The 26,498-nt window shown below is 36.6% G+C and carries 19 protein-coding genes, 1 tRNA gene and 1 rRNA gene; 14 read left to right on the top strand and 7 right to left on the bottom strand.

Annotated features, from left to right (window positions below; all coding sequences use genetic code 11):
• The first annotated feature begins 324 nt into the window (after nucleotides 1-324).
• The 3 genes from GQS55_RS11975 to GQS55_RS11965 all read left to right on the top strand — a co-directional run bounded on the left by GQS55_RS11975 (nucleotide 325) and on the right by GQS55_RS11965 (nucleotide 4,622).
• On the top strand, nucleotides 325-2,916 hold the full coding sequence (locus tag GQS55_RS11975) for a TonB-dependent receptor (protein ID WP_159820738.1): 2,592 nt from the start codon (nucleotides 325-327) through the stop codon (nucleotides 2,914-2,916).
• Between the two features lie 334 nt (nucleotides 2,917-3,250).
• Complete coding sequence (locus tag GQS55_RS11970; protein ID WP_159820737.1) at nucleotides 3,251-3,622, top strand: PA2779 family protein; 372 nt, start codon at nucleotides 3,251-3,253, stop codon at nucleotides 3,620-3,622.
• 40 nt (nucleotides 3,623-3,662) lie between these two features.
• Nucleotides 3,663-4,622 carry a PA2778 family cysteine peptidase gene (locus GQS55_RS11965; protein WP_159820736.1) on the top strand — a complete coding sequence of 320 codons (960 nt, stop codon included), beginning with the start codon at nucleotides 3,663-3,665 and terminating at the stop codon, nucleotides 4,620-4,622.
• A gap of 252 nt (nucleotides 4,623-4,874) precedes the next feature.
• Here the strand turns inward: GQS55_RS11965 and GQS55_RS11960 are convergent, their stop codons facing one another.
• A complete protein-coding gene (locus GQS55_RS11960) occupies nucleotides 4,875-6,767 on the bottom strand; it encodes a monovalent cation:proton antiporter-2 (CPA2) family protein (protein ID WP_159820735.1) in 1,893 nt (630 codons plus the stop codon).
• 761 nt (nucleotides 6,768-7,528) lie between these two features.
• On the opposite strand from GQS55_RS11960, the gene GQS55_RS11955 reads away from it, so the two are divergent.
• A complete protein-coding gene (locus GQS55_RS11955; protein WP_159820734.1) occupies nucleotides 7,529-8,470 on the top strand; it encodes a hypothetical protein in 942 nt (313 codons plus the stop codon).
• Between the two features lie 180 nt (nucleotides 8,471-8,650).
• Here GQS55_RS11955 and GQS55_RS11950 read toward each other — a convergent pair whose 3' ends face one another.
• Nucleotides 8,651-9,136, bottom strand: a complete 486-nt coding sequence (locus GQS55_RS11950) for a MarR family winged helix-turn-helix transcriptional regulator (protein ID WP_159820733.1) — start codon at nucleotides 9,134-9,136, stop codon at nucleotides 8,651-8,653.
• Nucleotides 9,137-9,153: 17 nt separating this feature from the next.
• A complete protein-coding gene (locus GQS55_RS11945) occupies nucleotides 9,154-9,636 on the bottom strand; it encodes a glutathione peroxidase (protein WP_159820732.1) in 483 nt (160 codons plus the stop codon).
• A 159-nt stretch (nucleotides 9,637-9,795) separates the two neighbouring features.
• Here GQS55_RS11945 and GQS55_RS11940 point away from each other — a divergent pair, with 159 nt between their 5' ends.
• The 3 genes from GQS55_RS11940 (at nucleotide 9,796) to GQS55_RS11930 (ending at nucleotide 11,358) form a co-directional block, all read left to right on the top strand.
• Nucleotides 9,796-10,053 (top strand): DUF2999 family protein, encoded by a 258-nt coding sequence (locus GQS55_RS11940; RefSeq protein ID WP_159820731.1) that lies wholly within the window; start codon nucleotides 9,796-9,798, stop codon nucleotides 10,051-10,053.
• 7 nt (nucleotides 10,054-10,060) lie between these two features.
• Entirely contained in the window at nucleotides 10,061-10,432 is a 372-nt protein-coding gene (locus GQS55_RS11935; protein WP_159820730.1) for a HopJ type III effector protein, read from the top strand.
• Nucleotides 10,433-10,494: 62 nt separating this feature from the next.
• The gene (locus GQS55_RS11930; protein WP_442872148.1) at nucleotides 10,495-11,358 is read left to right on the top strand and encodes an NAD(P)-dependent oxidoreductase; all 864 of its coding nucleotides are present in this window, start codon (nucleotides 10,495-10,497) and stop codon (nucleotides 11,356-11,358) included.
• A 150-nt stretch (nucleotides 11,359-11,508) separates the two neighbouring features.
• Here the strand turns inward: GQS55_RS11930 and GQS55_RS11925 are convergent, their stop codons facing one another.
• Entirely contained in the window at nucleotides 11,509-12,960 is a 1,452-nt protein-coding gene (locus GQS55_RS11925) for an SLC13 family permease (protein WP_159820728.1), read from the bottom strand.
• A 536-nt stretch (nucleotides 12,961-13,496) separates the two neighbouring features.
• Here GQS55_RS11925 and GQS55_RS11920 point away from each other — a divergent pair.
• The 3 genes from GQS55_RS11920 (at nucleotide 13,497) to GQS55_RS11910 (ending at nucleotide 17,850) form a co-directional block, all read left to right on the top strand.
• On the top strand, nucleotides 13,497-14,552 hold the full coding sequence (locus GQS55_RS11920) for a porin (protein ID WP_159820727.1): 1,056 nt from the start codon (nucleotides 13,497-13,499) through the stop codon (nucleotides 14,550-14,552).
• A gap of 86 nt (nucleotides 14,553-14,638) precedes the next feature.
• A complete protein-coding gene (locus tag GQS55_RS11915; RefSeq protein WP_159820726.1) occupies nucleotides 14,639-16,480 on the top strand; it encodes a sensor histidine kinase in 1,842 nt (613 codons plus the stop codon).
• Nucleotides 16,481-16,488: 8 nt separating this feature from the next.
• Nucleotides 16,489-17,850, top strand: coding sequence for a sigma-54-dependent transcriptional regulator (locus tag GQS55_RS11910; protein WP_159820725.1), 1,362 nt, complete (start codon nucleotides 16,489-16,491; stop codon nucleotides 17,848-17,850).
• Between the two features lie 241 nt (nucleotides 17,851-18,091).
• Here GQS55_RS11910 and sbcB read toward each other — a convergent pair whose 3' ends face one another.
• Complete coding sequence (sbcB, locus tag GQS55_RS11905) at nucleotides 18,092-19,537, bottom strand: exodeoxyribonuclease I (RefSeq protein ID WP_159820724.1); 1,446 nt, start codon at nucleotides 19,535-19,537, stop codon at nucleotides 18,092-18,094.
• A gap of 172 nt (nucleotides 19,538-19,709) precedes the next feature.
• Here sbcB and GQS55_RS11900 point away from each other — a divergent pair, with 172 nt between their 5' ends.
• On the top strand, nucleotides 19,710-19,967 hold the full coding sequence (locus GQS55_RS11900) for an Arm DNA-binding domain-containing protein (protein ID WP_159820723.1): 258 nt from the start codon (nucleotides 19,710-19,712) through the stop codon (nucleotides 19,965-19,967).
• Between the two features lie 58 nt (nucleotides 19,968-20,025).
• Here GQS55_RS11900 and GQS55_RS11895 read toward each other — a convergent pair whose 3' ends face one another.
• Nucleotides 20,026-20,196, bottom strand: a complete 171-nt coding sequence (locus GQS55_RS11895; protein WP_159820722.1) for a hypothetical protein — start codon at nucleotides 20,194-20,196, stop codon at nucleotides 20,026-20,028.
• A gap of 606 nt (nucleotides 20,197-20,802) precedes the next feature.
• On the opposite strand from GQS55_RS11895, the gene GQS55_RS11890 reads away from it, so the two are divergent.
• Nucleotides 20,803-21,822 (top strand): helix-turn-helix transcriptional regulator, encoded by a 1,020-nt coding sequence (locus GQS55_RS11890; protein WP_159820721.1) that lies wholly within the window; start codon nucleotides 20,803-20,805, stop codon nucleotides 21,820-21,822.
• 13 nt (nucleotides 21,823-21,835) lie between these two features.
• On the opposite strand, the gene GQS55_RS11885 is transcribed toward GQS55_RS11890, so the two are convergent.
• Entirely contained in the window at nucleotides 21,836-23,005 is a 1,170-nt protein-coding gene (locus tag GQS55_RS11885) for a cell division protein FtsZ (RefSeq protein WP_159820720.1), read from the bottom strand.
• Between the two features lie 1,402 nt (nucleotides 23,006-24,407).
• Between GQS55_RS11885 and GQS55_RS11880 the strand changes: the two genes are divergently transcribed.
• A 16S ribosomal RNA gene (locus GQS55_RS11880) occupies nucleotides 24,408-25,946 on the top strand.
• Between the two features lie 115 nt (nucleotides 25,947-26,061).
• Nucleotides 26,062-26,138: transfer RNA gene (locus GQS55_RS11875), tRNA-Ile, on the top strand.
• Nucleotides 26,139-26,498: the final 360 nt, after the last annotated feature.

Here is a 26,498-nt window from a genome sequence, read left to right as displayed (position 1 = left end):
GATTATAATAATCGTAATAAAGTGATGATATTGAGTTGTGCTGAATTATTCAATATTTGCTCTAATGAGTTGGCTTCAATCTCAGTTTTTACTGTTTAGCTCAGCATTTTTGATAAAATAAATAGTTAAACGTCGTCCCTATATTCGTTAAGTTAACTCGCATCAAACTACCTTTATTCAGATTAAAGTACTAATGAAATCGCTCAAAATTCATACTTAAATCTCAAAAAATCGCAATTGCTAACACTTAAGTTACATGATATTAATGTACCTGTTTTAAATTTTAAACAACAATATTAATAACATATCAACAAGGATTTAAGGATGAAACAATCAACTGTATTTACACCCAATATTATTGCGGGTGCAACACTCGCATTATCAGCTGGCTTTACAACAATTTCATATGCTGCAGATGAAGTAAAGAATGTAGAACGTATTGAAGTAACAGGTTCACGTATCAAGCGATCAGATATAGAAGGCCCCTCTCCGGTGCAATCTATAGGTCGAGTTGATATTGAAAATATGGGTTACGACAATTTACAGCAACTTCTTGAAAGAATGCCTGTAGCAGGTAGCGGTACATTCTCTACTCGTGGTAATAATCAAGATTCAACTGCTAACGGCTCAGCTGCTGTAAGCTTACGAGGCTTAGGGGCCGATGCAACACTGGTGCTAATCAATGGTCGTCGTGTATCAATTAGTGCTTTTGCTGAGGGTATCACCAACTCATTTGTAGATATTAACAGTATTCCTGTTTCTGCTATTGAGCGCATCGATATACTAAAAGATGGCGCTTCAGCTATCTATGGCTCAGATGCAGTAGCGGGTGTAGTTAACGTTATCTTAAAGAAAGATATTGATGGTGTTGAAATTAATCTAGGCTATGGCGGTACAGATGGTCCAAATTATGAAGAAACAACAGCAAGCCTAGTTTGGGGTACTACAAGCGAAAAAAGTAGTGCATCAGTTATTATCGATTATTTTAAAAACACCTCTTTGTCTTCTGATGAAATGGGTAGTTTAGGTACAGCAAACCAAGCACCGTATGGTGGTGAAGATTTCCGTTCATCTCGTGGTTTTCCAGGCTACTTTTATGTCGATGGCGTAAAAACAATTGACCCTGCATGCCCTGCTGAAAATGCAACTTCTGGGGGGAGTTGCTTATTTGATTACGGATCTTATGGATATATTGCCCCAGCAGCTGAGCGTATAGGCGCTATTTCACAATTTGAATATCGCTTTGATAACGGCATTACTGGCTTTTTAGAAATGGCTGTTCAGCATAATAGCTCTGTAGCTGCAGGTGCGCCAACACCACTTGATGAAGATGCAGGCCTTACGGTACCAGCTAGTCATCCAAATAACCCATTTGGTGAAGACATTCAAATTGGTCGTTACCGTACAGTTGATGCAGGCGCTCGCCAATGGGACATTGAGTCAGACACCTTACGTTTTGTTGCAGGGTTAAAAGGCGAAATTAACGATTGGAGTTGGGAAACAGCGGTGCAAAAAGGCCGTAGTAAATCGCTACAAACTGGCGATAGAACCCAAGGCTGGGTTCGGACTGACTTTTTACAACAAGAAATTGATGCTGGAAATTACAACCCGTTTGGCGGCACTTATAACGATGCGGCAGTTATCGATAGAATAACAACTAGTTTAGTACGACGCGGCGAATCACATATGACATCGTTTGATGCAAACATTACCGGCGAAGCATTTAGTTTTGGTGATGATGTTGTCATGATGGCGGCAGGTATCGAATACCGAGAAGAAGATGTAAATGATATTCCTGATGATCAATTTCAACGAGGCTTAATTTTTGGTACTGAATCTGTATCAGCCTCTGCTGATCGTGAGCAGTATGCTGCCTATGTTGAGTTTTCTATTCCGCTTGCTGATAACCTTGAACTACAATTAGCGGGTCGTTACGATGATTATAGTGACTTTGGTACTACAACTAATCCAAAAGTAGCTCTGCGCTGGGCACCAACTGAAGAAATTACTGTACGTGGTTCGTGGGCTCAAGGCTTTAGAGCGCCATCATTAGCACAAATAGGCTTAGGTCCATCACAAAAAAGTCAATTTTTTGTGGATACAGAACGTTGTGAACAAACAGGATTAGATTGCCAAGCGCTTGATTACAATATTGAGTTCTCTGGTAACCCTGATTTACAAGCAGAAGAGTCAGAATCATGGAACGTGGGTGTTATCTGGGCACCAGCAGCCGAATTTGGTGTAAGTGTTGATGTGTGGAGTATTACTCAAGATAATAAAATTGATCAAGAAGATTTTGGTCCTATTTATGCTGCAGAATGTGGCAATCAAAATAGTACAGTTTGTGTTCGTCTACCAGCAACAGGTGGTTTAAGCCTAGGTACAATACAAAAAGTACACAGTACATTTAAAAACTTATCGTCGCAGGAAGTCTCCGGTGTTGATATCTCTGTAAACTACAATTACTCTCTTGATGAATTAGGTTTACTTAAGTTTAATTTAGAATGGGCATATCAAGACAAGTTTGAAAAAGATGGTCGTGATTACACTGGCGAATACGGTTATCCAGAACATCGCTTTATCTTCTCTACCAATTGGGAAATTGGTGAGCTTAATACAAACTTAAACATTAGTTATGTAGGTGAATTTGAAGACACACCTGACATCGACTTTAACGGTACTTTAGATTTTGATAGTAATACATCACGTATGGTTGACTCACAAATATTAGTTGATTTACAAACGTCTTACCGAGTTACTGAATCTATTAAATTATCGTTAGGTGTTAATAACTTATTTGATGAAGAGCCACCATTTGCAATTGGTGATGGCGATAGCGATTTATACGGTTATGTGTCTAGTGTACATAATCCTCGTGGTCGTTACCTGTATACAAAAGTAAGATTTGCGTTTTAAATTAAATATAAAAAAACCGCCAATTGGCTAATGCCGAGCAGTTAAGCAATTTATAGCTTGATTAATTGGCTAATGAGATAAAAATCCAGTGATTGATATCACTGGATTTTTTTATGCAACTTTCTACCGCGCTTTCTTTAGTTATACCAGTTTCATTAATTAAGTGAAAAATTTTATACGTTGAATACTTGATTACAATTTATAGGGAAAGTACCTAGGGTCAATATTGCTTAATTAAGCTATAGTGTAAGTGTCAAAGCACTTCTTTATCAAATAGCATATTGAATTTTATCTCTTAAAGTATAAGAGTCACATTAAATAGGATTATTAATTTATGAATAAATATATAAAAACTGCTTTAGGCTGCCTCTTACTTATTTTAGGGTTAGGGCAAGCTTCAGCCGGAGTCTATGGTTCAGAACAGGTACTTGCAAGTCAACAACACAGCTACAATAAACAACATGTCTTGTCTTTTGTAGATTCAGATGCTGTGCAACAAAAGTTAGCAGCTTTAGGTGTAGATCAAGCTAATGCAAAAATGCGTATTGCTAACATGACACAAGAAGAATTGGCATCTTTAAATACACAGATGAATGAAATGCCAGCAGGCGGAATAGTAGGTACTGTTGTAACTGTTCTGGTAGTAGTTGCTGTACTAGATTTAATGGGAATTACAGACGTATATCCTTTTATTAGACCTATCTAATTCCTAATGTTTCAAAAGGAGTATAATCATCAAGACTAGTATGTTTGTTAGTATTTTATTATTACTCACTGCCTGTCAAACGCCAATACAAACCAAAGTGTTATTATCAGATAATCACTTTGGTTTTAGTCAACATACCATTCCAAATGTGCCGTTTTATCCTCAGCAAGCATTTTTCTGTGGGCCGACGACTCTTTCAGAAGTAATTAACTTTTATGGAGGTACTGCAGCACCTAAGGATATTGCACCAGCTACTTTCATTCCGGAACTAGAAGGCACATTACAAGTCGAAATGATTTCTAGTGCCCGTCAAAATGGACTACTTGCCTATGCAGAACGAGGTTCTTTAACCCAGTTACTGGGCTTGGTGAAAGATAATATCCCCGTTATTGTACTGCAGAACAATTCTATATCGATGTTTCCAATGTGGCACTATGCTGTGGTTATAGGATATGACCTAGCTGAAGAAAATATTATCTTGCACACCGGAGAAACTCAAGCACATAAGCTGAACCTAGCCACATTTGAACGCACGTGGCAGCGTGGTAATTATTGGTTTCTAGCTGCGGTACCCGGCCATGTTAGCAGTCAGCACTTTAACAAGTTTATCTATACCAAAGCAGCCCAAGATTTACTAAGCACAGAGAAAACTGGTGCAGGCTTGACTGCTATGCAGCGTGCCAGTCAAGAGTGGCAAGACTACTGGCTACCTTATTTTTTACTTGCTAATCATTATTTGCCTACTAGCCCCATAGTAGCCGCCCAGTGGTACCAAAAAGGCTACCAGCTGGCGAAAGCCGATGTTCTGACTCAAGTCCCGTACTTAAATAATTATGCCTATGTGTTGGCTAAAATTGGCTGTAAGAACAAGGCTAATGTTTTGATTGAGCAAGCCTTAGCACTATCACCAGAGGCAGATAATTTACTTGATACAAAGGAACAAATTAAACAGTCTATTCCGCTCGATACAGCGTACTGTCAAGCAACAAACCTAAATTAGTTGACCACTACAAACGAATGAAACACTACAATAATACTTATATACCGTCTTTTGGGAATACAACTTAAAATAATATTAAGCCATCTGAATACCAACATACTTCAAAAAATCATTAATGTTAACGACCGCTCTGTCAGAGCAGCGGCCTTTAAAAACGGAATAGTGAACGTTTATTTATTTCTTGGTTTCATCTTAAAATTAATATAGGTAACGTTTAAATACACCTAAAACTTACCTATATTTTTTACGTACTTAATTAGAGGTGTTCACCGGAGTTGTTGGATTATTTTCTTCTGTGTCATCACAAGAGGTACCCTTATTTTTACGACGAGTATTTAATTTATCCTGTTCTGATTTATCGTTGTTTAATATTCTTTTTAAATCTTCAGTGCGTTGTTTTACAGCGATGCTATAACGATGTTCATCACTCCATAAGTCAGTTAGTTCAGATAATGATTTATTGTCATGTTGAGCAAATATCTCGCCGGCTCGTTTGGCATCGGCCCGATCATTACCTAATAGGGTGAGGGCTTCTACACCTAAGTTAAGCGCTGAGTCAAAAGTTTCACGCTTAAATGTATCAATGCCAAGATTCATTAATTGATAAGCATGACGACGATCAATTGCTCGTGCGGCAATTTTTAAGTGAGGGTAGTATTTTTTTGCCATTGTTGCTATTTGAAGCACTTTGTCTGCATCATCAATGGCAATAATCAATAATTGCGCTTCATTTACGCCTGAAGCTCTTAGTAAATCTAAACGTGCAGCGTCACCATAAAATACTTTATGACCAAAACGTCTTAATAATTCTATTTGGCTAGGGCTATGGTCAAGAACTGATAAGTGATAGCCCTGTGCTGTTAATAAACGACCAATAACTTGACCAAAACGGCCGTAGCCGGCAATGATAACATTTTTAGTGGCTTCTATTTCCTCTGGCTTGTCGAACGATTTTTGTGGCTTGTCTTCGAGGTTGATAACTTTGTCATAAAACATCAATAACAACGGAGCTATTAGCATTGATATAGCGACAACCAAAGTGGTTAGTTTGGTTTGTTCTACGCTGAGAATTTGTAGTGTACTGGTTAGCGATAACAATACAAAAGCAAACTCACCACCTTGTGCTAATGCCAGAGTGAACAGTAATTGTTGTTTGCTTCTAATTTTAAAAACGTAAGCAAGGGTATATAAAACTAGCGCTTTAATGGCAATTAGCCCAACGACAAATATCATAACATGACTAAACTGTGCTATTAATAATGGGAAATCAATTGATGCGCCAACGGTGATAAAAAATAAGCCAAGTAATAAACCTTTAAAGGGTTCGATATCTACTTCTAATTCATGTCTAAATTCACTTTCCGCTAAGACAACACCGGCTAAAAATGTGCCTAAAGCAGAAGACAAACCAATTTTTTGCATAATGACAGCAATAACAATGACTAAAAACAAAGCGAAAAGAGTAAATAGCTCACGTAAACGTGTCTCTGCTATATAGCGAAATAGTGGTGTCGAAATGTATTTTCCTGCAAATACTATGGCAGCAATAGTCGCTAGTGATATTAAAACTTGTGTGTAAACAGGCAGGTGGTCAATTAAATTTTCATGACTTAATGCAACGTCAACGTTGCCCATTTGTGTAAAAGCGAGCAGTGGTAATAAAGCGAGAATTGGAATAACGGCTATATCTTGAAATAACAGTACAGAGAAGGCGTTTTGGCCTGCTTCTTGTTTTATCCAACATTTTTCGGTTAAGGTTTGTACCACAATAGCCGTAGATGATAATGCCAACATAAGCCCTATGGCTAATGACGTTTCCCAACGTAAATTTAATATAAAATAACCAATAGCAAAAAACAGTGCGCTAGTTAGTAAAACTTGTAACCCACCTAAGCCCATAATGGAGTGTCTCAACTTCCATAGTCTTGAGGGTTGTAGCTCTAAACCGACTAAAAATAACATCATAACTACACCAAACTCTGCAAAATGCATAACATCGGTTTGGTCGCCAACAAGTCCAAAAGCAAAAGGGCCAATGATAATGCCAGCAATGAGATAGCCAAGCACAGAGCCTAAGCCTAAACGTTTGGCAATGGGGACAGCGACTATGGCTGCGGCTAAATAAATGACTGCCATTTCTAACATAGGTTTCTCTTTTTATTGTTTAACAAAAAACTACTTATCAGTATTGTATGATGATGTAATACCAACCCACATAAGAAAGTGACCGCTTGTCATATGAAATAGGTTTTATTTAAATGTTATTATTTCCACTATAAAGCATTAATTAAATAAATTTAGTTGCTTAAAGTACTGATAAAAAGTACACAAAATTATCACAGTAAAAAATGGGCTTTTTGTATATTTTTATGAATGTAGAAGAAACTAATGTCATTTAAACTTTTATATAGTGCTTTAGGGACTACTTCAATTTGTACTGGGTTAGCTTCAGGCTTTGAGTGGCCAAAAATAACGCTCAGGTTTATGGCTGGATATCCGAAAAATCATTATACTCCGTAAAGTTATTAACTGTAAAATTTGTCATTTAATCTGCACCCGATAAAATTGAAGGCACTACACTTATTTACAAGAGAAGGGGGGAGTTGATACTTTTTAGTAAGATCCCAGTTATCACAATAATTTTAAATTTATCTTTCCTAACAGCCTGTTATTATGGGATATTAATTAAATAAAAGTTATGGAATGTTTATTACTTATGCTTGCACATGCACATGCACAAGTGTTAAGCGTTAAGAGGACATCATCGATACCCAGGCATTTTTAAACGCTTGTGTCGTAAAAATAAACTGTCTTTCTAAAGTGTAAAGTCAATTATGAAGAAAAGACGAACATATATTCGAATGACGTTAGCAAAGTTATAAATATTAAAAATAGGAACAATCAGGATGACTATGCGTTTATGGACCTTTAAAAGACCTTTTCAATATGACGGGAACGATTATGAAGTGAGGTACTCCTTTTCATTTAAAAGTTATACGTCAGAGCTTTTTTATAATGGAACATTGGTAGATAAATGTTCACATTTATTTGATGGTGACTTCAAAGTGGTTGAACATAAGTTTCAACCTACCAGTCAACCAAATAATCAAACTAAAGCGTTATTCGTTTCAGTTGGCTATTTTAGTTGGTTGAATGTCGGTATCGAAGTTAGGGAAGATAACAACTTAATTTACGAAAGTCACCCTGGCAGAGACATTCACTTTGCAACTAAAAAACTTAAAAACTTAGGTGTTTCTCACAATTCAATAGAGGCAAATGATAAAAGAGATCTTCAAAATGAAAAATGGCAAAAAAACAAACCTTCTATTCTCGCTGATATAGGCACGGGCGCCGCATTTTTTATAGTAGCAAAAGTAACCGGAGACTTAACCATAGCTGCATTCACAGGTGTGTTCTTAGGGTTGTCACTTGTGGTTATCCAGCGCTTTGTTAAAGTCGATTTACTCGGTGGGTTCGCAGTCTTCGGCACGATAATGCTTTTAATATCAGCAATATTCTCCATTGTTTTTCAAAGTGAGTATTTAGTTCAACTCAAGGGGACATTTATGGGGGTAATCAGTGCGTCAGCCCTTATAATAGATGGAGTGCTTAATAAAGGTGGTTACTTTGGCGCTCGTTTTGAGAGATACTTAAATTCTCCGATTCAACATAAATATTTTGTCTTAGGTTTAGCTGTGATCGGTCTATGTATGGCAGGGTTGAATTTTAGTGTTGCAAGTCAATTAACCGAAGATCAGTGGCTCACTTATGACACCTTTGTTGAAACACCAATTTATCTCGTGATGTTTTTTATCCTCGTTTGGCGTGCAGGAAAAAAGCTAATCTAGTACGCTAAATGTGAATAAAGTCTTAAGGAAGATTTACATTATAAAAATGTCTAACGTTAATTGCCTACTTTAAAGTATGGCTAGGATCTATTTTGAACTGAACAAAGTGTTTTATTCAGGTGAGATAGGTCACTTTTAGTAACATAACATTTAAAATTTCCGTTATGAGTTTAAATTTACCTATTCAGTAGGACATAATATTCTTGTGTGGTTAATATCATTTTTGTTCATAACCATTAATAAATTATCGAGTTGTTTATTCATTAATTGCAACGCTTCTAGCGACATTCCGGTAACAGAAAACATTTCCGCAGGAATATCTTTGGCTTTTATTTTTAATTCACAACCAACGTTAGTTAGCTTTATTTCAACACTGCGTTCATCAGTTTTATTACGAACACGCGTTACTAGGTTTTGTTTCTCTAAGCGTTTTAATAATGGTGACAAGGTACCTGAGTCTAAATCTAGTTTTTCACCTAGCTGTTTAACTGAAGTAGACGCTTTAGTATTGTTAGTCTCCCATAAAACTAACATCACTAAATACTGCGAGTACGTTAGCCCTAGTTTTTTTAATACCGGGCTATACTGTCGGTTCATTAGCTTGGTTAGGCTATAAAGCCGAAAGCAAAATTGATTTTCTAGTTTTAAACTTTCATCATCACTCATAAATTACTACCTAGTGTTTATAAAAGCTTTTCAATATCAGCTTCTATTGCTTCAGGCTTTGTTGTTGATGCATAACGTTTAACAACATTACCTTCTTTATTTACTAGAAATTTAGTGAAATTCCATTTAATACCCGTAGAGCCCATTATTCCAGGAGCTTCTGATTTTAAAAAGTTAAATAATGGATGGGCATTGTCGCCATTAACATCAATTTTGCTAAACAAAGGAAACTTAATGTTAAAACGTAAATCACAAAACTGTTTTATTGCAGCGTCATCACCTTGTTCTTGTTGTTTAAATTGATTGCATGGGAAGGCGAGTATTTCTAATCCTTGCGATTGGTGTTTTTCATAAAGATCTTGTAAGCCTTTATATTGCGGGGTAAACCCACAATCACTTGCTGTATTCACAATTAACATAACTTTATTTTTATAAGTTGATAATTGAACTGCTTCGCCCGAATTATTGTTAGCCGAAAATTGGTATATATCGTTATTCATGTTTATTCCTTAGGCTTATTTTATTATTAGTTATTTAATGACAAGTTAAGTTGTGTACAATTTAATTTTACACACTGTACATTGTTTTTATTTTGATAGCAAAAAAGGGTAAACTTCAACCATAAAAATTAATTACCTTAACCAAAGTCGGAAATAAAAATGAATCCAATTATTCAAATGTTAAAAGAAGAAAATGTTAGTGAAGAAAAAATCAATGAACTTTTTGAAGCGTTAACAGAAAATCCTTTAATGGCGATGGGGATTATTCAACAATTAGGCATCCCACCTGAAAAATTACAAGCCATTATGGGTGTTGTGATGACTCAACCAAACTTGATTCAAGAGGCCGTAGAAGAGCTAGGTTTAGACTTTTCAAAAGTTGAAGCGGCGAAAGCTAAACTTAAAGAAGGTTTATAAGATCATCATGCAAGAAAATAATACAAATACTTTAACGACATTACTTACACAGATTAAGCAAGATGAAAAAAGTGTAGCGTTTGAGCAAGTGATGCAAATAATTAAAGATAACTATCATTATCAACCGACATCTTTTATTAATGGCGAACTTGTCAATGAGGCAGGTACTAATGAAGGCTCATGTAAAATATTTTATTTTGCGCAATTAAATGAACTAAACCAACAACAAACGTTAGCGTGTTTTGGTCGGTATTATCGTGAAGATGTGTTGGAAAATCCACTTGGTGATGATCACGGTAATATTAGAAATTTTATCAAAACAGGTTGGCAAGGGATTAAATTTGACACTATTGCTTTAGCGCTTATACCCTCATCGTAAAGTAGTATTAAACACTTTGTTAATTTTTGATAAGTCAGCGCAACACAATTAGGATGAGTATTATGAAAGTAGCATTTATTGGGTTAGGTGTAATGGGATACCCAATGGCAGGGCATTTACAAAAAGCGGGTTATGACGTTTGCGTATATAACCGTACAACAGAAAAAGCTAAAAAATGGCAGGCAGAATTTTCAGGCGCTTTCGCACAAACACCAGCTGAAGCTGCTAATGATTGTGATATTGTGTTTTGTTGTGTTGGAAATGATGATGACTTAAAACAAGTTGTTCTAGGTGAGCAGGGGATATTAGCCGGTATGCCTAGTGGCAGTATTTTAGTTGATCATACAACGGCATCTGCAGAAATTGCAGTAGAGCTTGCTGCTATTGCTGAAAAAAATGGGCAATACTTTTTAGATGCTCCTGTTTCAGGTGGGCAAGCTGGCGCTGAAAATGGCATATTAACGGTTATGGTTGGTGGTGACGAAGCTGTCTTTGCTAAAGTGGAACCTGTTATGGCTACATTTGCCCGTTTTAGTCAATTAATGGGGCCTGTTGGCTCAGGCCAGTTAGCAAAAATGGTAAATCAAATTTGTTTTGTTAATACTGTTCAAGGTTTAGCTGAAGGTTTAAACTTTGCGAAAAAGGCAGGGTTAGATACAGATAAGTTGCTTGATACTATTGGCAAAGGTGCTGCTGGCTCTTGGCAAATGGATAATCGAGGGAAAACGATGTGTGCTAACGAATTTGACTTTGGTTTTGCCGTTGATTGGGTAAGAAAAGATCTTGCTATCGCGTTTAATGAAGCGGAAAAATTAGGTGCTGATTTAACGGCGACTAAACAGATTGATGGTTATTACCAAGAGATACAAGAAGCCGGTGGTAATCGTTGGGATACTTCAAGTCTTATTTCTCGTTTTAAAAAGTAACGGTTACAAAAAATAGCTGTTTCGAAAAATAATATTTCGAAAAGTAAGGTTTCAAAAAGTAATATTAAAATGTTAACACTTTAGAATAGCTTGTAAATCAATGCCAGACTAATTATCTGGCATTGATATAAACAGCGTATAGCGGCTACGTTATAAATTAAATACCAAAGGTACTGCCGTTAACATTAATATAACTATCATAAATATAGCGGCGATATTAAGCCAAAAACCCGCTCGAGCCATATCGGCAATACGCAACTCACCAGAACTAAATACAATGGCATTGGGTGGGGTTGCTACTGGCATCATAAACGCACAACTAGCGGCTAAAGCTGCCGGAATTACTAGCATCATCGGTCCATCAGTTAAGGTAACTGATATTGGCCCTAATAAAGGTAAAAAACTAGCCGCAGTTGCGGTATTACTGGTTATCTCAGTTAGGAATAATATAGTAACGGTAACAACCAAAATAGCAGCGATAAGTGGAATGTTTGACGTTGCTTCAAGTTGAATTGCGATAAAGTCGGCAAGACCTGACTGCTTAATTAAACTTGCTAAGGCTAAGCCACCACCAAAAAGTAACAATACGCCCCAAGGCAATTTCTTGGTGTCTTCCCAGGCTAAAATACGAATATCTTTTTTTCGGTCAACGGGGACAACAAAAAGTAACAAAGCAACAAACATTGCTATGCCGGTATCTGATATAGCAAGCCCGGTAATACTGGCTATTAAAGGTCTTAATATCCAACTGATTGCTGCAAACGCAAAGAAAAATAGTACTAACTTTTCGCCTTTACTCATTACACCTAACTCTTTCAATTTAGTTCTAAACATATCATGTGTGTCAATATGTTCACCTTCGTTAACTTGGTAACATATCTTTGTGAGGATTAACCAACATAGTATTAATAGTACAGACGTTAATGGTATGCCAATAATCATCCACTGAGCAAAACCAATTTCAATATTATAGCTATCAGCCAAGTAAGCAGCCATAAGTGCATTAGGCGGTGTACCAATTAATGTAGCTAAACCACCAATGCTGGCAGAAAAAGCAATGGCTAAAAGCATTGCTTTTGAAAAGTTTTCTTGTTTTTCTCCACTTTGCTTTTGTTTTACCATTTCAATAATAGACAAGGCGATAGGTAACATCATTACTGCCGTTGCTGTATTTGACATCCACATAGATAAAAAAGCAGTAACTAACATTAAGCCACCAATTTGGTGACTAGGTTTAGTACTGGCTAAAGACATTGCTTTTAAGGCAATTCGTCTATGTAAATTCCAACGTTCCATCGCAATGGAGATAAAGAAACCACCAAGAAAGAGAAATATTAGTGGATGAGCATAAGAAGAGGTTGTTAACTTAATTGGGGCTATACCAACAATAGGTGCAACAATTAAAGGTAAAAATGCGGTAACAGAAACAGGGGTTGCTTCAGAAATCCACCATATTGCCATCCATAAAGTTAGTCCTAGTGTATGCCATGCTACAGCAGACATACCATCAAAAGGAGAAGGGGTTAATAAAGTGATCAGCATTATTGCTGGTCCTAGTAAAAGCATTCGTAATGGTGTTTCTTTGTCTTTAATCTCTGTCATAAATTCACTCCCGATAGTGTTTTTTATAATAATTCTAATTTATGCATAGCAAAGACGCTGCCATGTTTTTATCTTGTTGTTAAATATATGTTTTATTTTTGTCTACTCTGTTTTTTATTATAATATGTATTGAAATCCCCCCATAATTAAATAGCTATGTGTGGAAAACCGCCCTTGAATACATCGCAATAAAATTTATAGGGTTAGTCAGGAAATCTTAGGTTTATACCGTAATTGGCCTGCTGTTAGTTATGTTGTTCATCTTTTGACTTTATCTTTTTGATGAAAATACTGTTATGGGGGGAATTCTATATACAACATCAATCGTTAGGGGTGATATTCCACCCGTACCACTTAACGCCGTATAACTACAGAAATTGTAACCTATTGTTATTGCTTTATTTTAATTGTTTCGTTTTTTGTTTTTAATTGGTCTAAATATTGCCATAAGAGGGTGCTGATAAAAATTAAGTTTTTGTTGGCTCTTATAAAAATATAAAAACTTCTTAAGGTTAATTTAAGATCAAGGGGAATACATGAAATACGTTTTAGTAAACAAAAAAAATAATACCTGGTGTTTAAATACATTGATACTTGGTTGTTCTATTTTAAGTATGAATACTTATGCGGCTGAGGTTAATAGTGAGTTTTATGGCTCATTACGATTAGGTGCTGACTATATCGATAGTGGTACAGCTGATGATGCTGCAAATGGTCGAGACTACCTAAGTAGAATTGGTGTAAATGCTAATACCCAATTAACTGATGATTTAACCGGTATTGCTAAAGTCGAATACGGTTTACGTGGTGATGACGGTGTTAACTTTAATCAAAATCAAAGTGCTGGTTTACGTCTTGCCTATGTAGGTATAAAAAGTAAATTTGGTACTGTTACTTATGGCTCTCAAACCATTATATGGCATCAATATGTTCGTAGTGCTTACTTTTCTGATGCGTTAGATTCATTACGCCAAGGCGCTATTCGCGATGACGATATGTTGCAATGGCAAAAGTCATTCGATGCTTGGAAATTTGGCGCTGCAATACAAACCGAAGGTGAAGATGGTGATTCGATTGATCAATACCAAGTAGCAGCTCAATATCACCATGAAAAATTAAAACTTCAAGCCGCGTTGGTCGCAGATCAACAAGGTGATAATACTGGAAACTTATATGGTGTTAGAGCTTGGTATGACATAAATGACACTATCACCGTGTCTACATTTTATCAGTTAGCAGAAGAAGACTTCGACATATATAGTGGAAATTCTTCTGGTAATGTTAAATTAGTATCAAGAAAAAACACTGATAATGTTGGCGGAGTTACGGCATGTGTAGATGAAGAACGTTCAACTGCGGGCTTATATGCTAAATGGCGTCAAGGTGATAACCAAGTACATGCACGTTATGCGATAAATGCTTGTGAAATTAAGGGCGATGTTAGATCAATTAAAGTAGAATATGTCCGTTATCTTTCTAAGAATTTTAGTTTATGGACCTCTTTTGAACAACTAGATAACGATAATACGCGTTTACCTTCAACAGGAGAAAATATGTCGGAACTACAAGTTGCGGCTAGATTTGATTTTTAATCGCTTAAAGATCAAGTGCTCCACAATAAGTAACCTGTTAAATTGGTGTAGGTAAAGTAAATTGAGTTTTTAACAAGGTAATTTTTTTGATCTATCAAGGTAAATTAAAACGTAAAAACTATATTACTTCCTTTTTGGTTGTTGTGGGATTATTGTCGGTTATTGAGATAACACAGCTGATAGGCATGCGTAATGCTTATCAGCAAATACACCAGGAATCTAGCCAACAACTCGATAACTTAGTGAGCTATATAGAGAATATTCTTAGTCGTTTTGATACAGTCCCCGAAGTACTCTCTAAACAAGCTCTAATAACAGAAGTATTACTATCCCCTAGCGATCCCTCAAAGGTTAAAAGGCTAAATAAGCTGCTAGAAGATGTACGTCACATGACCCAAGCTTCTGATATTTACCTTATAGATAAGTCTGGCATTACCATCGCTGCTAGTAATTGGCTTTCACCAACTACATTTATTGGCATGAATTTTAAATTCAGACCTTATGTTAAAGATGCGCTAAAAGGCAAACTATCACATTATTATGCTGTAGGGTTAAGTGGTGGCAAGCGTGGTTTTTATTATGCTTACCCTGTAATAGATAACAACAGTGTTATTGGCGTTGTCGCATTAAAAGTCAGTATTGCCGATATTGAAGACCATTATAAAAAAACGGTACTGCATGACAGTTTTAATTTTTTAATTGTTGCACCAGATGATGTGATATTTATTTCAGATAGGCCTGAATGGCGTCTTAAAACCATTGGTGATTTATCTCAAAGTAAACAGCGTAATATTATTACTGATAAACGTTATGCTGATAAAGAAATTAAACCATTAAATGTTTCTAATGTTTCAAGTCATTATTTGCCAATGAAAGTAAACAGTAAGTTACTAGCAATAAAAACAAATGAACATAACGAGCAGGTTTATGCTTTACAAAAATTAATGAAAAACGTGAATTGGCAAGTGCATTTATGGCGTTCAACAAAGCCGATAAATAAACAACGAGAATTGTTAATTATACAGAGTACAAGTGCTTATTTATTGTTGATTCTTTTAATTCTTTTTGCAAATGAGCGCTATAAAAATGCTCGAAGACTTAAAGAGTCTCAACAATTACTTGAAAAAAAGGTTGAGGTACGAACGGCTGATTTAAGTGCAAGTAACGTTAAACTTCATGAGGAAATAGCGCAACGACAACAAGTGCAAATTCAAATGAATAAAATGCAAGAAGAGCTTATTCAATCAGAAAAACTAGCCGTTATTGGAAGCATGTCAGCCAGTATTAATCATGAAATCAATCAACCATTAACCGCATTACGCAGCTATTCAGAAAATGCATTAGCTTACCAAGAACGTGAGATGACAGATAAAGTAAAAAATAATCTGACACTCATTATTGGATTAGTGGATAGATTAAGCGATATTGTTAGCCAGTTTAATAGTTTTTCTAAAAAAAGCACGGGTGTTGCTACGACTGTTAATGTACACACGAGTATAATGGCAGCCATGAGTATAGTGAAGCATCAAGCTAAAGTGGCTAAGGTTGAACTCACGTGTATACCGAATTTAAAGCCGTCGTTTGTGTTTGGTGATACCATTCGTTTTGAACAAGTGTTAGTTAATTTATTAAGTAACGCAATGCAGGCATTAAGTGAGCAAGAAGATAAGCGAATAAGAATTTCTGTTTCTAACACTGAAACACGGGTGATTATTGAAATACAAGATAATGGTCCAGGAATTTTAGTGGATAATATTAATCGAGTTTTTGAAGCGTTTTTTACGACTAAAGATAATTTTGGCTTAGGTTTGGGCTTGTCTATTTCACACCGCATTATTGAATCAATGCAAGGGCAAATTAACGTTAGTAATCACCCTGATGGTGGTGCAATTTTTACCATTAGTTTACCCCAAAAGCAGGTTGATTAAGGATTTATATGGAAAGCGAACGTTTGAAAACAGTATTTGTGATTGATGATGAAGAGCATATAAGAAGTGCTATTGAACAATTATTTGAATTACAAGGGTTTGAAGTAACAACTTTTTCAGAAGCAAGCCAATTACTTGAACAGTTAAGTGATACGTGGGCAGGCGTTGTTATTAGTGATATTAATATGCCGAAAGTTGATGGTCATCAACTCATGGAAAAAGTTAAAGTTATCGACTTAGCTATTCCAACCATCTTACTTACTGGTTTTGGTGATATATCCATGGCAGTAAAGGCGATGCGTAATGGTGCTTATGATTTCATTGAAAAACCTTTTAATAATGATGATCTTGTCGATACAGTAAATAGAGCGTTAGAGAATCGCTCTTTAGTGTTAGAAAATAGAAAGTTAAAAAAGGAAATTGAAACACATTGCTTACCAGGGCCTCGAATTCTAGGGAACTCAGCTAATATCGTTCAAATGCGAAATATATTAAATCAAGTGATGGATGCTCCCGCTGATATTTTGATTGATGGCGAAACCGGAACTGGAAAAGAATTAGTTGCACGATATTTACATGACCACAGTATTCGCCGAGAAAGTAATTTTGTCGCACTTAACTGTGGTGCAATTCCAGAGCATATTATAGAAAGTGAATTATTTGGCGCTGAGCAAGGCGCATATACGGGTGCGGATAAAAAACGTATTGGAAAATTTGAGTATGCAAATGGAGGTACTTTATTTTTAGATGAAATAGAAAGTACGCCAATGGCATTGCAAATCAAGTTATTAAGAGTGTTAGAAGAACGTAAAATTGTGCGCTTAGGGGGTAATGAAGGGATAGAGCTTGATGTTAGAGTTATCGCTGCAACTAAGGTCGATTTATTAGAGTTATGCGAGGAAGGCCTGTTTCGCAAAGATTTATATTATCGCTTAAATCTCGTTAAAGTTGATATTCCGCCGTTAAGAGAGCGTATTGAAGATGTCCCTTTACTATTTTTACATTTTGCTAGAATAGCTTCTGCTCGTTATAAAAAAGAGTTAATACCACTTTCGCAAGAACATAAAGCACAGCTATTAAGTTATGAATGGCCAGGTAATGTTAGGGAATTACGTAATTTAGCCGAGCGTTACATCTTATTAGGCGAGTCTGCAGCATTTAACTTTAAAGAGAACACGCATGCTAGTTTGATGAATAATGGCATGGGATTAACAAAACGAGTGGAATTTTTTGAAAAGTTTATGATCGAAGAAGCGTTAGCTAATAATGAAGGCTGTATTAAAGATACAATGAAAGAGCTTAAGCTAGCTCGTAAAACCTTATACGATAAAATGAAAAAATATGAGCTAGAACGAACAACATATCAATAGTGATTAAGGTACAGCTAAACTCGTGCGTATTTGTAATTGGCAGGTAACTTTCATTATTCTGCCAATTACAACGTTGTACAGTAACGCTAGTTATAGCGCAAAATAATGAAAGTAGAATTTAATCAACCATTCCATGTTTGATTAAATTCACTGGATTAAAATAAAACCAATTAACACAAACTCAGTTAACACTAACGAAAGTAAAATACTCGATTAAAAACGAAGAATGATATCCCCTCTGTTATCCTTGTAAAAACTCATATAAGGATTTGAGCACAGACATTTTAGCTTTATCATCTTCATGTTCATGCGCAAGGTTTTCAATTTTAATCATAAATTCATCAAGTGATAAAATACCTTTACCGCCATATTGAAGTTTGGTTTGACAATGTTGTTGCCATTTTTGCTGCTCTTCGGTAGACAAGGTATATGGATAGTTTCTCGCTCTATAACGAAATAACAACACACTTAAACGCTCGTCTTGAAACTGAAATGGATGGTTCGCTAATTGCTCAGGCGTTAAACCACGTAAAATATCCATTTGCGCTTTATCACCATGGCTAAAGAAACTGCCACCATATAATGCTTGTTCGGCATCTACATCAGTATTGTCAAAATCTGATGTCGCAAACACATCACTTAATTTATCTCGTAATTCAGCATGTTTTTTTAATGTTGCTAAGTTTTCTAAACAAAAATCGCGTGGAATATTTAAACGTTGGGCATTCTCAGGTAACAAGGTTTTAGCTGGCGCAACAATAGGGCACTTATTAATGTGAATTAACTTAACAGGAATAGGTTTTTCATCAGGGGCTAAGTCATCATGACGTGTATATAAGCGTGCTTTTATCTCTTCGCTGGTTAATGACAGTAATGGTTCGATATCTTGCGCTAAATCGACACAGATTACGGCATTTTTATTTACAGGATGATAACTAATAGGCGCAAACCAACTAGTACAGCCATGCGCCGATGATATTTTAGACGAGGTATGAACAACCGGCGTCATTTCAGCCACATTCAGTAATTCAGCCACTTGTTTTTTACTTTTTAAGTTAAAAATAAAATCATAAAGCTTAGGTTGCTTATCTTTAATTAATTTAGCCATAGCAATAGTGGCATAAACATCGCTCATCGCATCATGAGCTGATTCATGATTTATACCATTTGCTTTTGTTAACAACTCAAGACGAAAACTAACAACTTCTTCTCCGTCACGTTCAACAGTTGGCCAGTTAATACCTTCAGGGCGTAAAGCATAACAAGCGCGAACCATGTCAATAATATCCCAGCGGCTATTACCATTTTGCCATTCACGGGCATAAGGGTCGTAGAAATTGCGATAAAATAAATAGCGGCTTACTTCGTCATCAAAGCGAATGTTGTTATAACCGGCCACACAGGTATTAGGTGTACTAAATAAATGATGTATTCGACTCGCAAACTCAGCCTCGGTTAAACCAGCTTGTTGTGCTTTTTGTGGTGTAATACCGGTAACTAAGCAAGCTTCAGGATGAGGTAAATAATCTACAGGCGGCTGACAATAGAACATTTCAGGCTCGCCAATAATGTTTAAATCAAGATCAGTGCGAATACCAGCAAACTGAGAAGGTTTATCAAACGCAGGTGAAATTCCCCATGTCTCGTAATCGTGCCATAAAATTGTAGGTTGTTTGTTAGCATCCATTAGCTTCTGTTGCTCCATGCTGAGGTTACATTTTTTCTTTTAATATCAGTATGTTTTATCAATTTAGTATCCATTAAGGTTCATTGCTATTTTTTATCGCTAATTCTAAAGTGTGCATCATAAAAGTGTAAGCTGTGCCCATAGACGGATCGTATTGTATTTAGGTTTTACTATGTCATTAAGCGATAACAAACTCAGAAACATAAAAGCACCTTACACTGGTAAAAGAGAATTAGCTGACCGTGATGGTTTGACCGCAAGGATCACCGCTAATGCAATAATTACGTTCAATTATCGCTTTAGATGGCAAGGTAAGCAACAACGAATTAAAATTGGTCGTTATCCAGATATTAAATTGGCTGATGCTAGAATAAAAACAGGAGAATACCGTCAAGCTTTGTTAGATGGTTTTGATCCTCTTCTTAACTAAAAGAGTATTACCTGGCAGCCATAATATTTACTCTTCAAAAAGTAAGTTACTTACATCCTTAGTTTTTTTTACCTTGTCCTTTAGGCTGGATTACTGCAGCTAAAGAGTCTGAAAGTAACATTTCTTCTTGCTCATTAGAACCAATAGAATAGTCACTTTTATAAGTTGATAAAGCACTTTTAATGCTATTAAGTATATAGTCTTCCTGATGAAGTCGTTTGTCGGTCAAGCCAATTAAGTTAGATAGAAGGTTTACATCTAAAAGTGTGCCATCTAGCCAATTTACAGAACATTTATAACCTATTTTTCAGCAAATGGAGGAAGCTTGAGTATAGGCTTAAAAGTGACCAAAGTTGTTCCCTACAAGGCAAGAACCGTAGAGAACACCTACTATATTTTTTTCTTGAGCCTTCTGGTCAATTAAGCGCATAACCGTTTCTAAATTGAGTCCGCCTAGGCGTAATCCTTAACCATGACAGGCGACATAAATATAATATTGTTTGTCGTTTGATTCGGTTAGAGCATCTAAAGCTTGTTCAAAGCTTTTTGTTTCGTAAAAATTAGAATAATATGTATCAAAACTACCATCAATTGACTCTAATCCTTTAAAGAATGGCAGACACTAGCTTGATTGTTCTTGCTAATATTTGCTCCCCATGGCTTTTCTAAAATAATTAATGCATTTTTTTCATCACTTAAATTCCTTTTTAACACTAGCTATTATTGATCTGTGTTGCATATTTAATTATTGTGAAAACAATCTATGCGACAGTTTTTGTCGTACTTGCGTGATATCCTCTTTGTAAATCATTATTGAATAATACAAGGAGTAAGTTTGTTATCATTCCAGAGGCGGTTAGATTTACTCGATCATATTCCTCGCTATCCAAATAAAATAACTACACGGCAGTTACTTGATTTACTTGAAGCTAATGGTCATGAGAGTTTAATCATTCGAAAGATTCAACGTGATCTCGAAGCAATTGAATCGATGGGGATGTTTGGTCTAGAGGTTGATAAGCGTTCAAAACCTTACGGCTGGTCAATTAACTTAAACTGGAAAAAGCTCAATATAGCTTTGATGGATGCTAATTCTGCTTTAGCTTTTTCAACCTTAAAAGAAGTGGCTGGTACTTTGCTACCAGAGTCGACTTTAGATGATCTTTCACCTTACTTTGAAAAAGCAGATATCATCATTAATAGTGAGAAGTCACCATTGATCTCCCACTGGAAAAAATCTGTTGCTTTAATTAATAGCAATAATCCGGTCTCATTACCTTTACCTGATAAAGAGGCCTTAACTAAAATTAAAAAGGCAATTTTTCATAAGAAACAGATGTCTGCTGATTTGAAACGCTACTTACTTCCTAATAAAGATCCTATCTGGAAGCGATATCATCACATAAACCCATTGGGCTTAATTCAACGAGAATATGTAGTCACATTGATTTGTAGCATTGGTTGTTTTCATCAAAAAATTTATAAATTCCCCATCGCTTTTATAAAAGATGTCCAGCTAGATGATGCTGATGTAACCGTTCCTAAACACTTTAATTTCGAACAAACAAAAAATTCGTATTTCAGATCTAATGTTAGCCAAAAAGAAATCTTATTATCTTTATTAGCCCGTAAAGACAGTTATTTTGTTATGAGTAATGCGAAATTCAGTGATAATCAGGTAACGATAGAAACTGAAAGCTCGGAGATTGTAAAAATTAGTGCCACAGTTGAAGATAACCCAAAACTACGAGCTTTTTTACGTGGCTTAGGCAACACAATAGAAGTATTAGAGCCTAGTTCTTTAAGACGATATTTTAAAGAACAGGCACAAGAGTTACTTGCTAAGTATCAATAGCTCCCTGAGAATATTAGCTGACGTTTTTAATTTTCTCTAAATCTTTCAATCGCCGAGTTTCTATTAGTTGCCTAGTTATCGCTGGTATATCAGTAAAATCTTCATCGGCGGGAATGTAATGTTTATTGTTTTCAATGGATTCAATGTTATTACGAATAAAAGATAAATCATCATCTACATAAGAAACTTTCTCAACTTTTTCTTTTTTATCTATTTGGTTATCCTCACTCTTTATTCCTGATGCTATTAATAGGATCTCAAGGGCTGAATCTAAATTTGGGTCTAAGGTTACGCCAACCACGATTAGAGCAGATTCATTCGCTAATTTCGAACGTATTTGTTTAGGTATACCATCGTAAGTAGCTAACTGTATTTCTTCTCGGCAAACTATTTGGATAATAATACCTTTCGCAGTGTCAATTTTAGCAATAGATACTAATGGATTATTGAGTGCTTGATCTAAAGCTTCTAGGTATTGGTCTTCGCTTTCTGCTTTACCAACACCGAGGATAGATTCTCCTTCATACGATAGTATTCTGGAGAAATCATTTTTATCGACGTTAATGAAACCGGTTTGAGTGAACATTTGAACTAAAGCTGAAACTAAGTTTTTTAATACATCATTACTTTGTTTAAAAGCAGAGAAGAGACCGACACTATCACCAAGCCCTTTGAGTAGTAGATCATTGGATAGTGTAATAAAAGCTTGAGCAGGTTCTTTAATATCGTCTAAACCCTGTAGGGCGTAATCCATACGCATTTTTCCTTCAGACTCGAATGGTAAGGTAACAATAGCTATACAGCTAATACCAAGACCACGTGCAACCTTTGCTACTAGAGGACTTGCACCAGTACCTGTTCCTCCACCAAACCCAGCGGTAATTACAACAATATCGCTATTTTTAAGTGCATTCACTATCGCTTCTTCACTTTCTAATGCTGCTTTTAAACCAACAGCAGGATCTGCGCCAGCTCCATAACCATTTGTTAAGCCTTCACCGATCAGTATTTTATTCTCAACATCAATATAATTAAGTGTGGCCATATCGGTATTAACAGCGAGTAAATTAACCGTATTTGCTAAATTACTTTCATGTAGCGTGTTTACTGTATTACAGCCACAACCACCAATACCTACTACTGTAATAATTATTCCGGGTCGTGTTTGTAGGAGTTCTTCCATTATATTTCTCATTCAGTTGATATCGAACTTATTATAGATTGCATGTGCGTCATAAATTGTCGCATAAAAGTTGCTAATGGCTAGTTTTATGTATGAGTTGAAAAAAGTTAGCTGTCATCGATATCAAAAATTATAGCGTTATGCATAATTTCGTTTGAAATCCTTTTGATTAATCAATACAGCTCTTTCTTCATTGAAAAGCGGAGGAGTAATATTATTAATAAGGCGATCGGTCATGTCATTAGGTAACATATTATGCATTTATAAATTACGATAAAGTAGATAAGTAAGTGCTATTAGGTGAGCTATTAGCAAGCCTAAATCAACAGCTAAAATGTTTATGTCAAAACATAGAAAATCATTAATTGTGGTTAACTACACCCAAGTGGCATATTTTAGTTGTCATGGTAAGAAACAATGAATTGAAAATGTTAATGAAAGGCTATTATATTGGCTAATACTAGTTATTAAATAATAAAGAGATACCAGTTTAATTACTGTGTTAAATAGATGCTAGAGAATATGAGCTTTATAAAGGTTATTCTTTACTTCAAAATTATTCAAAATTATTCAAAATTATTCAAAATTATTCAAAATTTCATAAAGTATTACTCTTATATAGCTGTTTTAACATTTTATTTAATTTGATGTATCCAGATAGCTAATATTTGTAGATAAAAGGAAGTTGAATATGCCATTCTTTAAGAGCATTAAGTGTCTCACGCAAGGTGTTGTCTGCTTTGTGTACGGCTTTTGGGTTAATAACAAACGAACGATGCTGTTTTTGAATTTAATTGAATAAAAATGAAAATAACACTTGCTCAAATATAAAAACTCTCTACAATGCGCTCCAGTTCCAAGGGGTTCAGGCAAAACGAATCATCAACGGGCTGTTTTAATAAGTTATCTACTCTCATTTAATGATAAATAGTTAACTTAACGTTTTAAAATGAAGGGTTTGAGAGTTTGCAAAAACTTTTAAATAAATCAAAATAAAACGTTGACATTAAAACTCGGAAGCGTATGATACGCATCCTGCTTCGGGGCAACAGCAACGAAGTCAAGTAAATAACGAATGCGATTATTTACTGCTTACCCTCTACTAAGGTAGACAGTGTAAGCTTCTTTAACAATTAGTTATCATGCAATTTGTGTGAATACTCACATTAACTTGTTTTTACATAGTTTCTCGCTCTTGTAGCAAGGAACAAAAAAACGCTTAATGAATGATGTTCATGCAAATAAATATAGTTACTTATTTCTAGCGAGATAGGTAGCGACTATGTAATGCGATATCAGCTTCGCCTTTTATTAGGTTGAGAGGATATCACGACAGAATTCATTGAGCAGTAACACATCACTTTTACTTAGGTAAGAATGGTGGGGTTACACAAACGATTTTTAATTGAAGAGTTTGATCATGGCTCAGATTGAACGCTGGCGGCAGGCTTAACACATGCAAGTCGAGCGGTAACAGAGATAGCTTGCTATCTGCTGACGAGCGGCGGACGGGTGAGTAATGCTTGGGAATATGCCTTATGGTGGGGGACAACAGTTGGAAACGACTGCTAATACCGCATAACGTCTACGGACCAAAGGGGGGGATCTTCGGACCTCTCGCCATTTGATTAGCCCAAGTGAGATTAGCTAGTTGGTGAGGTAATGGCTCACCAAGGCGACGATCTCTAGCTGGTTTGAGAGGATGATCAGCCACACTGGGACTGAGACACGGCCCAGACTCCTACGGGAGGCAGCAGTGGGGAATATTGCACAATGGGCGAAAGCCTGATGCAGCCATGCCGCGTGTGTGAAGAAGGCCTTCGGGTTGTAAAGCACTTTCAGTTGTGAGGAAAGGGATGTAGTTAATAGCTGCATTCTGTGACGTTAACAACAGAAGAAGCACCGGCTAACTTCGTGCCAGCAGCCGCGGTAATACGAGGGGTGCAAGCGTTAATCGGAATTACTGGGCGTAAAGCGTTCGTAGGCGGTTATTAAGCAAGATGTGAAAGCCCAGGGCTCAACCTTGGAACTGCATTTTGAACTGGTAGACTAGAGTACTGTAGAGGGTGGTGGAATTTCCAGTGTAGCGGTGAAATGCGTAGAGATTGGAAGGAACATCAGTGGCGAAGGCGGCCACCTGGACAGATACTGACGCTGAGGAACGAAAGCGTGGGGAGCGAACAGGATTAGATACCCTGGTAGTCCACGCCGTAAACGATGTCAACTAGCCGTTTGTGCCCTTGAGGCGTGAGTGGCGCAGCTAACGCACTAAGTTGACCGCCTGGGGAGTACGGCCGCAAGGTTAAAACTCAAATGAATTGACGGGGGCCCGCACAAGCGGTGGAGCATGTGGTTTAATTCGATGCAACGCGAAGAACCTTACCATCCCTTGACATCCAGAGAAGAGACTAGAGATAGACTTGTGCCTTCGGGAACTCTGTGACAGGTGCTGCATGGCTGTCGTCAGCTCGTGTTGTGAAATGTTGGGTTAAGTCCCGCAACGAGCGCAACCCCTATCCTTATTTGCCAGCGCGTTATGCGGGAACTCTAAGGAGACTGCCGGTGATAAACCGGAGGAAGGTGGGGACGACGTCAAGTCATCATGGCCCTTACGGGATGGGCTACACACGTGCTACAATGGCAGGTACAGAGGGCAGCAATACCGCGAGGTTGAGCGAATCCCACAAAGCTTGTCGTAGTCCGGATCGGAGTCTGCAACTCGACTCCGTGAAGTCGGAATCGCTAGTAATCGTAGATCAGAATGCTACGGTGAATACGTTCCCGGGCCTTGTACACACCGCCCGTCACACCATGGGAGTGGGATGCAAAAGAAGTGGCTAGTTTAACCTTCGGGAGGACGGTCACCACTTTGTGTTTCATGACTGGGGTGAAGTCGTAACAAGGTAACCCTAGGGGAACCTGGGGTTGGATCACCTCCTTATCTTGAAGTAAAAACGAATAATGGAATATCCCTTTTAAGAGATGTTCAGAGTATTCACACAAATTGTATGATAATGAAATGAAGAAAAAAGCTCAGTAGGGCTTGTTGATAAAATAGGTCTGTAGCTCAGCTGGTTAGAGCGCACCCCTGATAAGGGTGAGGTCGGCAGTTCAAGTCTGCCCAGACCTACCAATTTCGTGTTATATCTGCGTAAGTTCGCAGTCTCGTGTAGAAAAGACTACACGTCGCTACAAACCACCTTAAGATAAAACGAAATGGTATTAATTCTTCATAAAAGAAAGAAGCCAAATTTAAATACGCTTGTTAAGTGATTTTAAATTTGGTTTTTACTCTATTAGGAGGGTAATCAAGTTTTTAACCGAATGTGAGTTAAAAATTAGTTCTTTAACAATCTGGAAAGCTGATATAAATATCGGTATTTATATGACAAACACGGTGTCGCGCTGTTGTTTGTTACAGTATAAATACCAAGCTGTTACAACATTCTCTTATCGTGAATGCTGTAATGGTGATAATGCATCCCCCAAGGAT

The organism is Colwellia sp. 20A7 (assembly GCF_009832865.1).
Classification (GTDB): Bacteria; Pseudomonadota; Gammaproteobacteria; order Enterobacterales; family Alteromonadaceae; genus Colwellia.
Note: the sequence above shows the minus strand (reverse complement) of the source record. Positions and strands in the feature narration are given on the sequence as shown.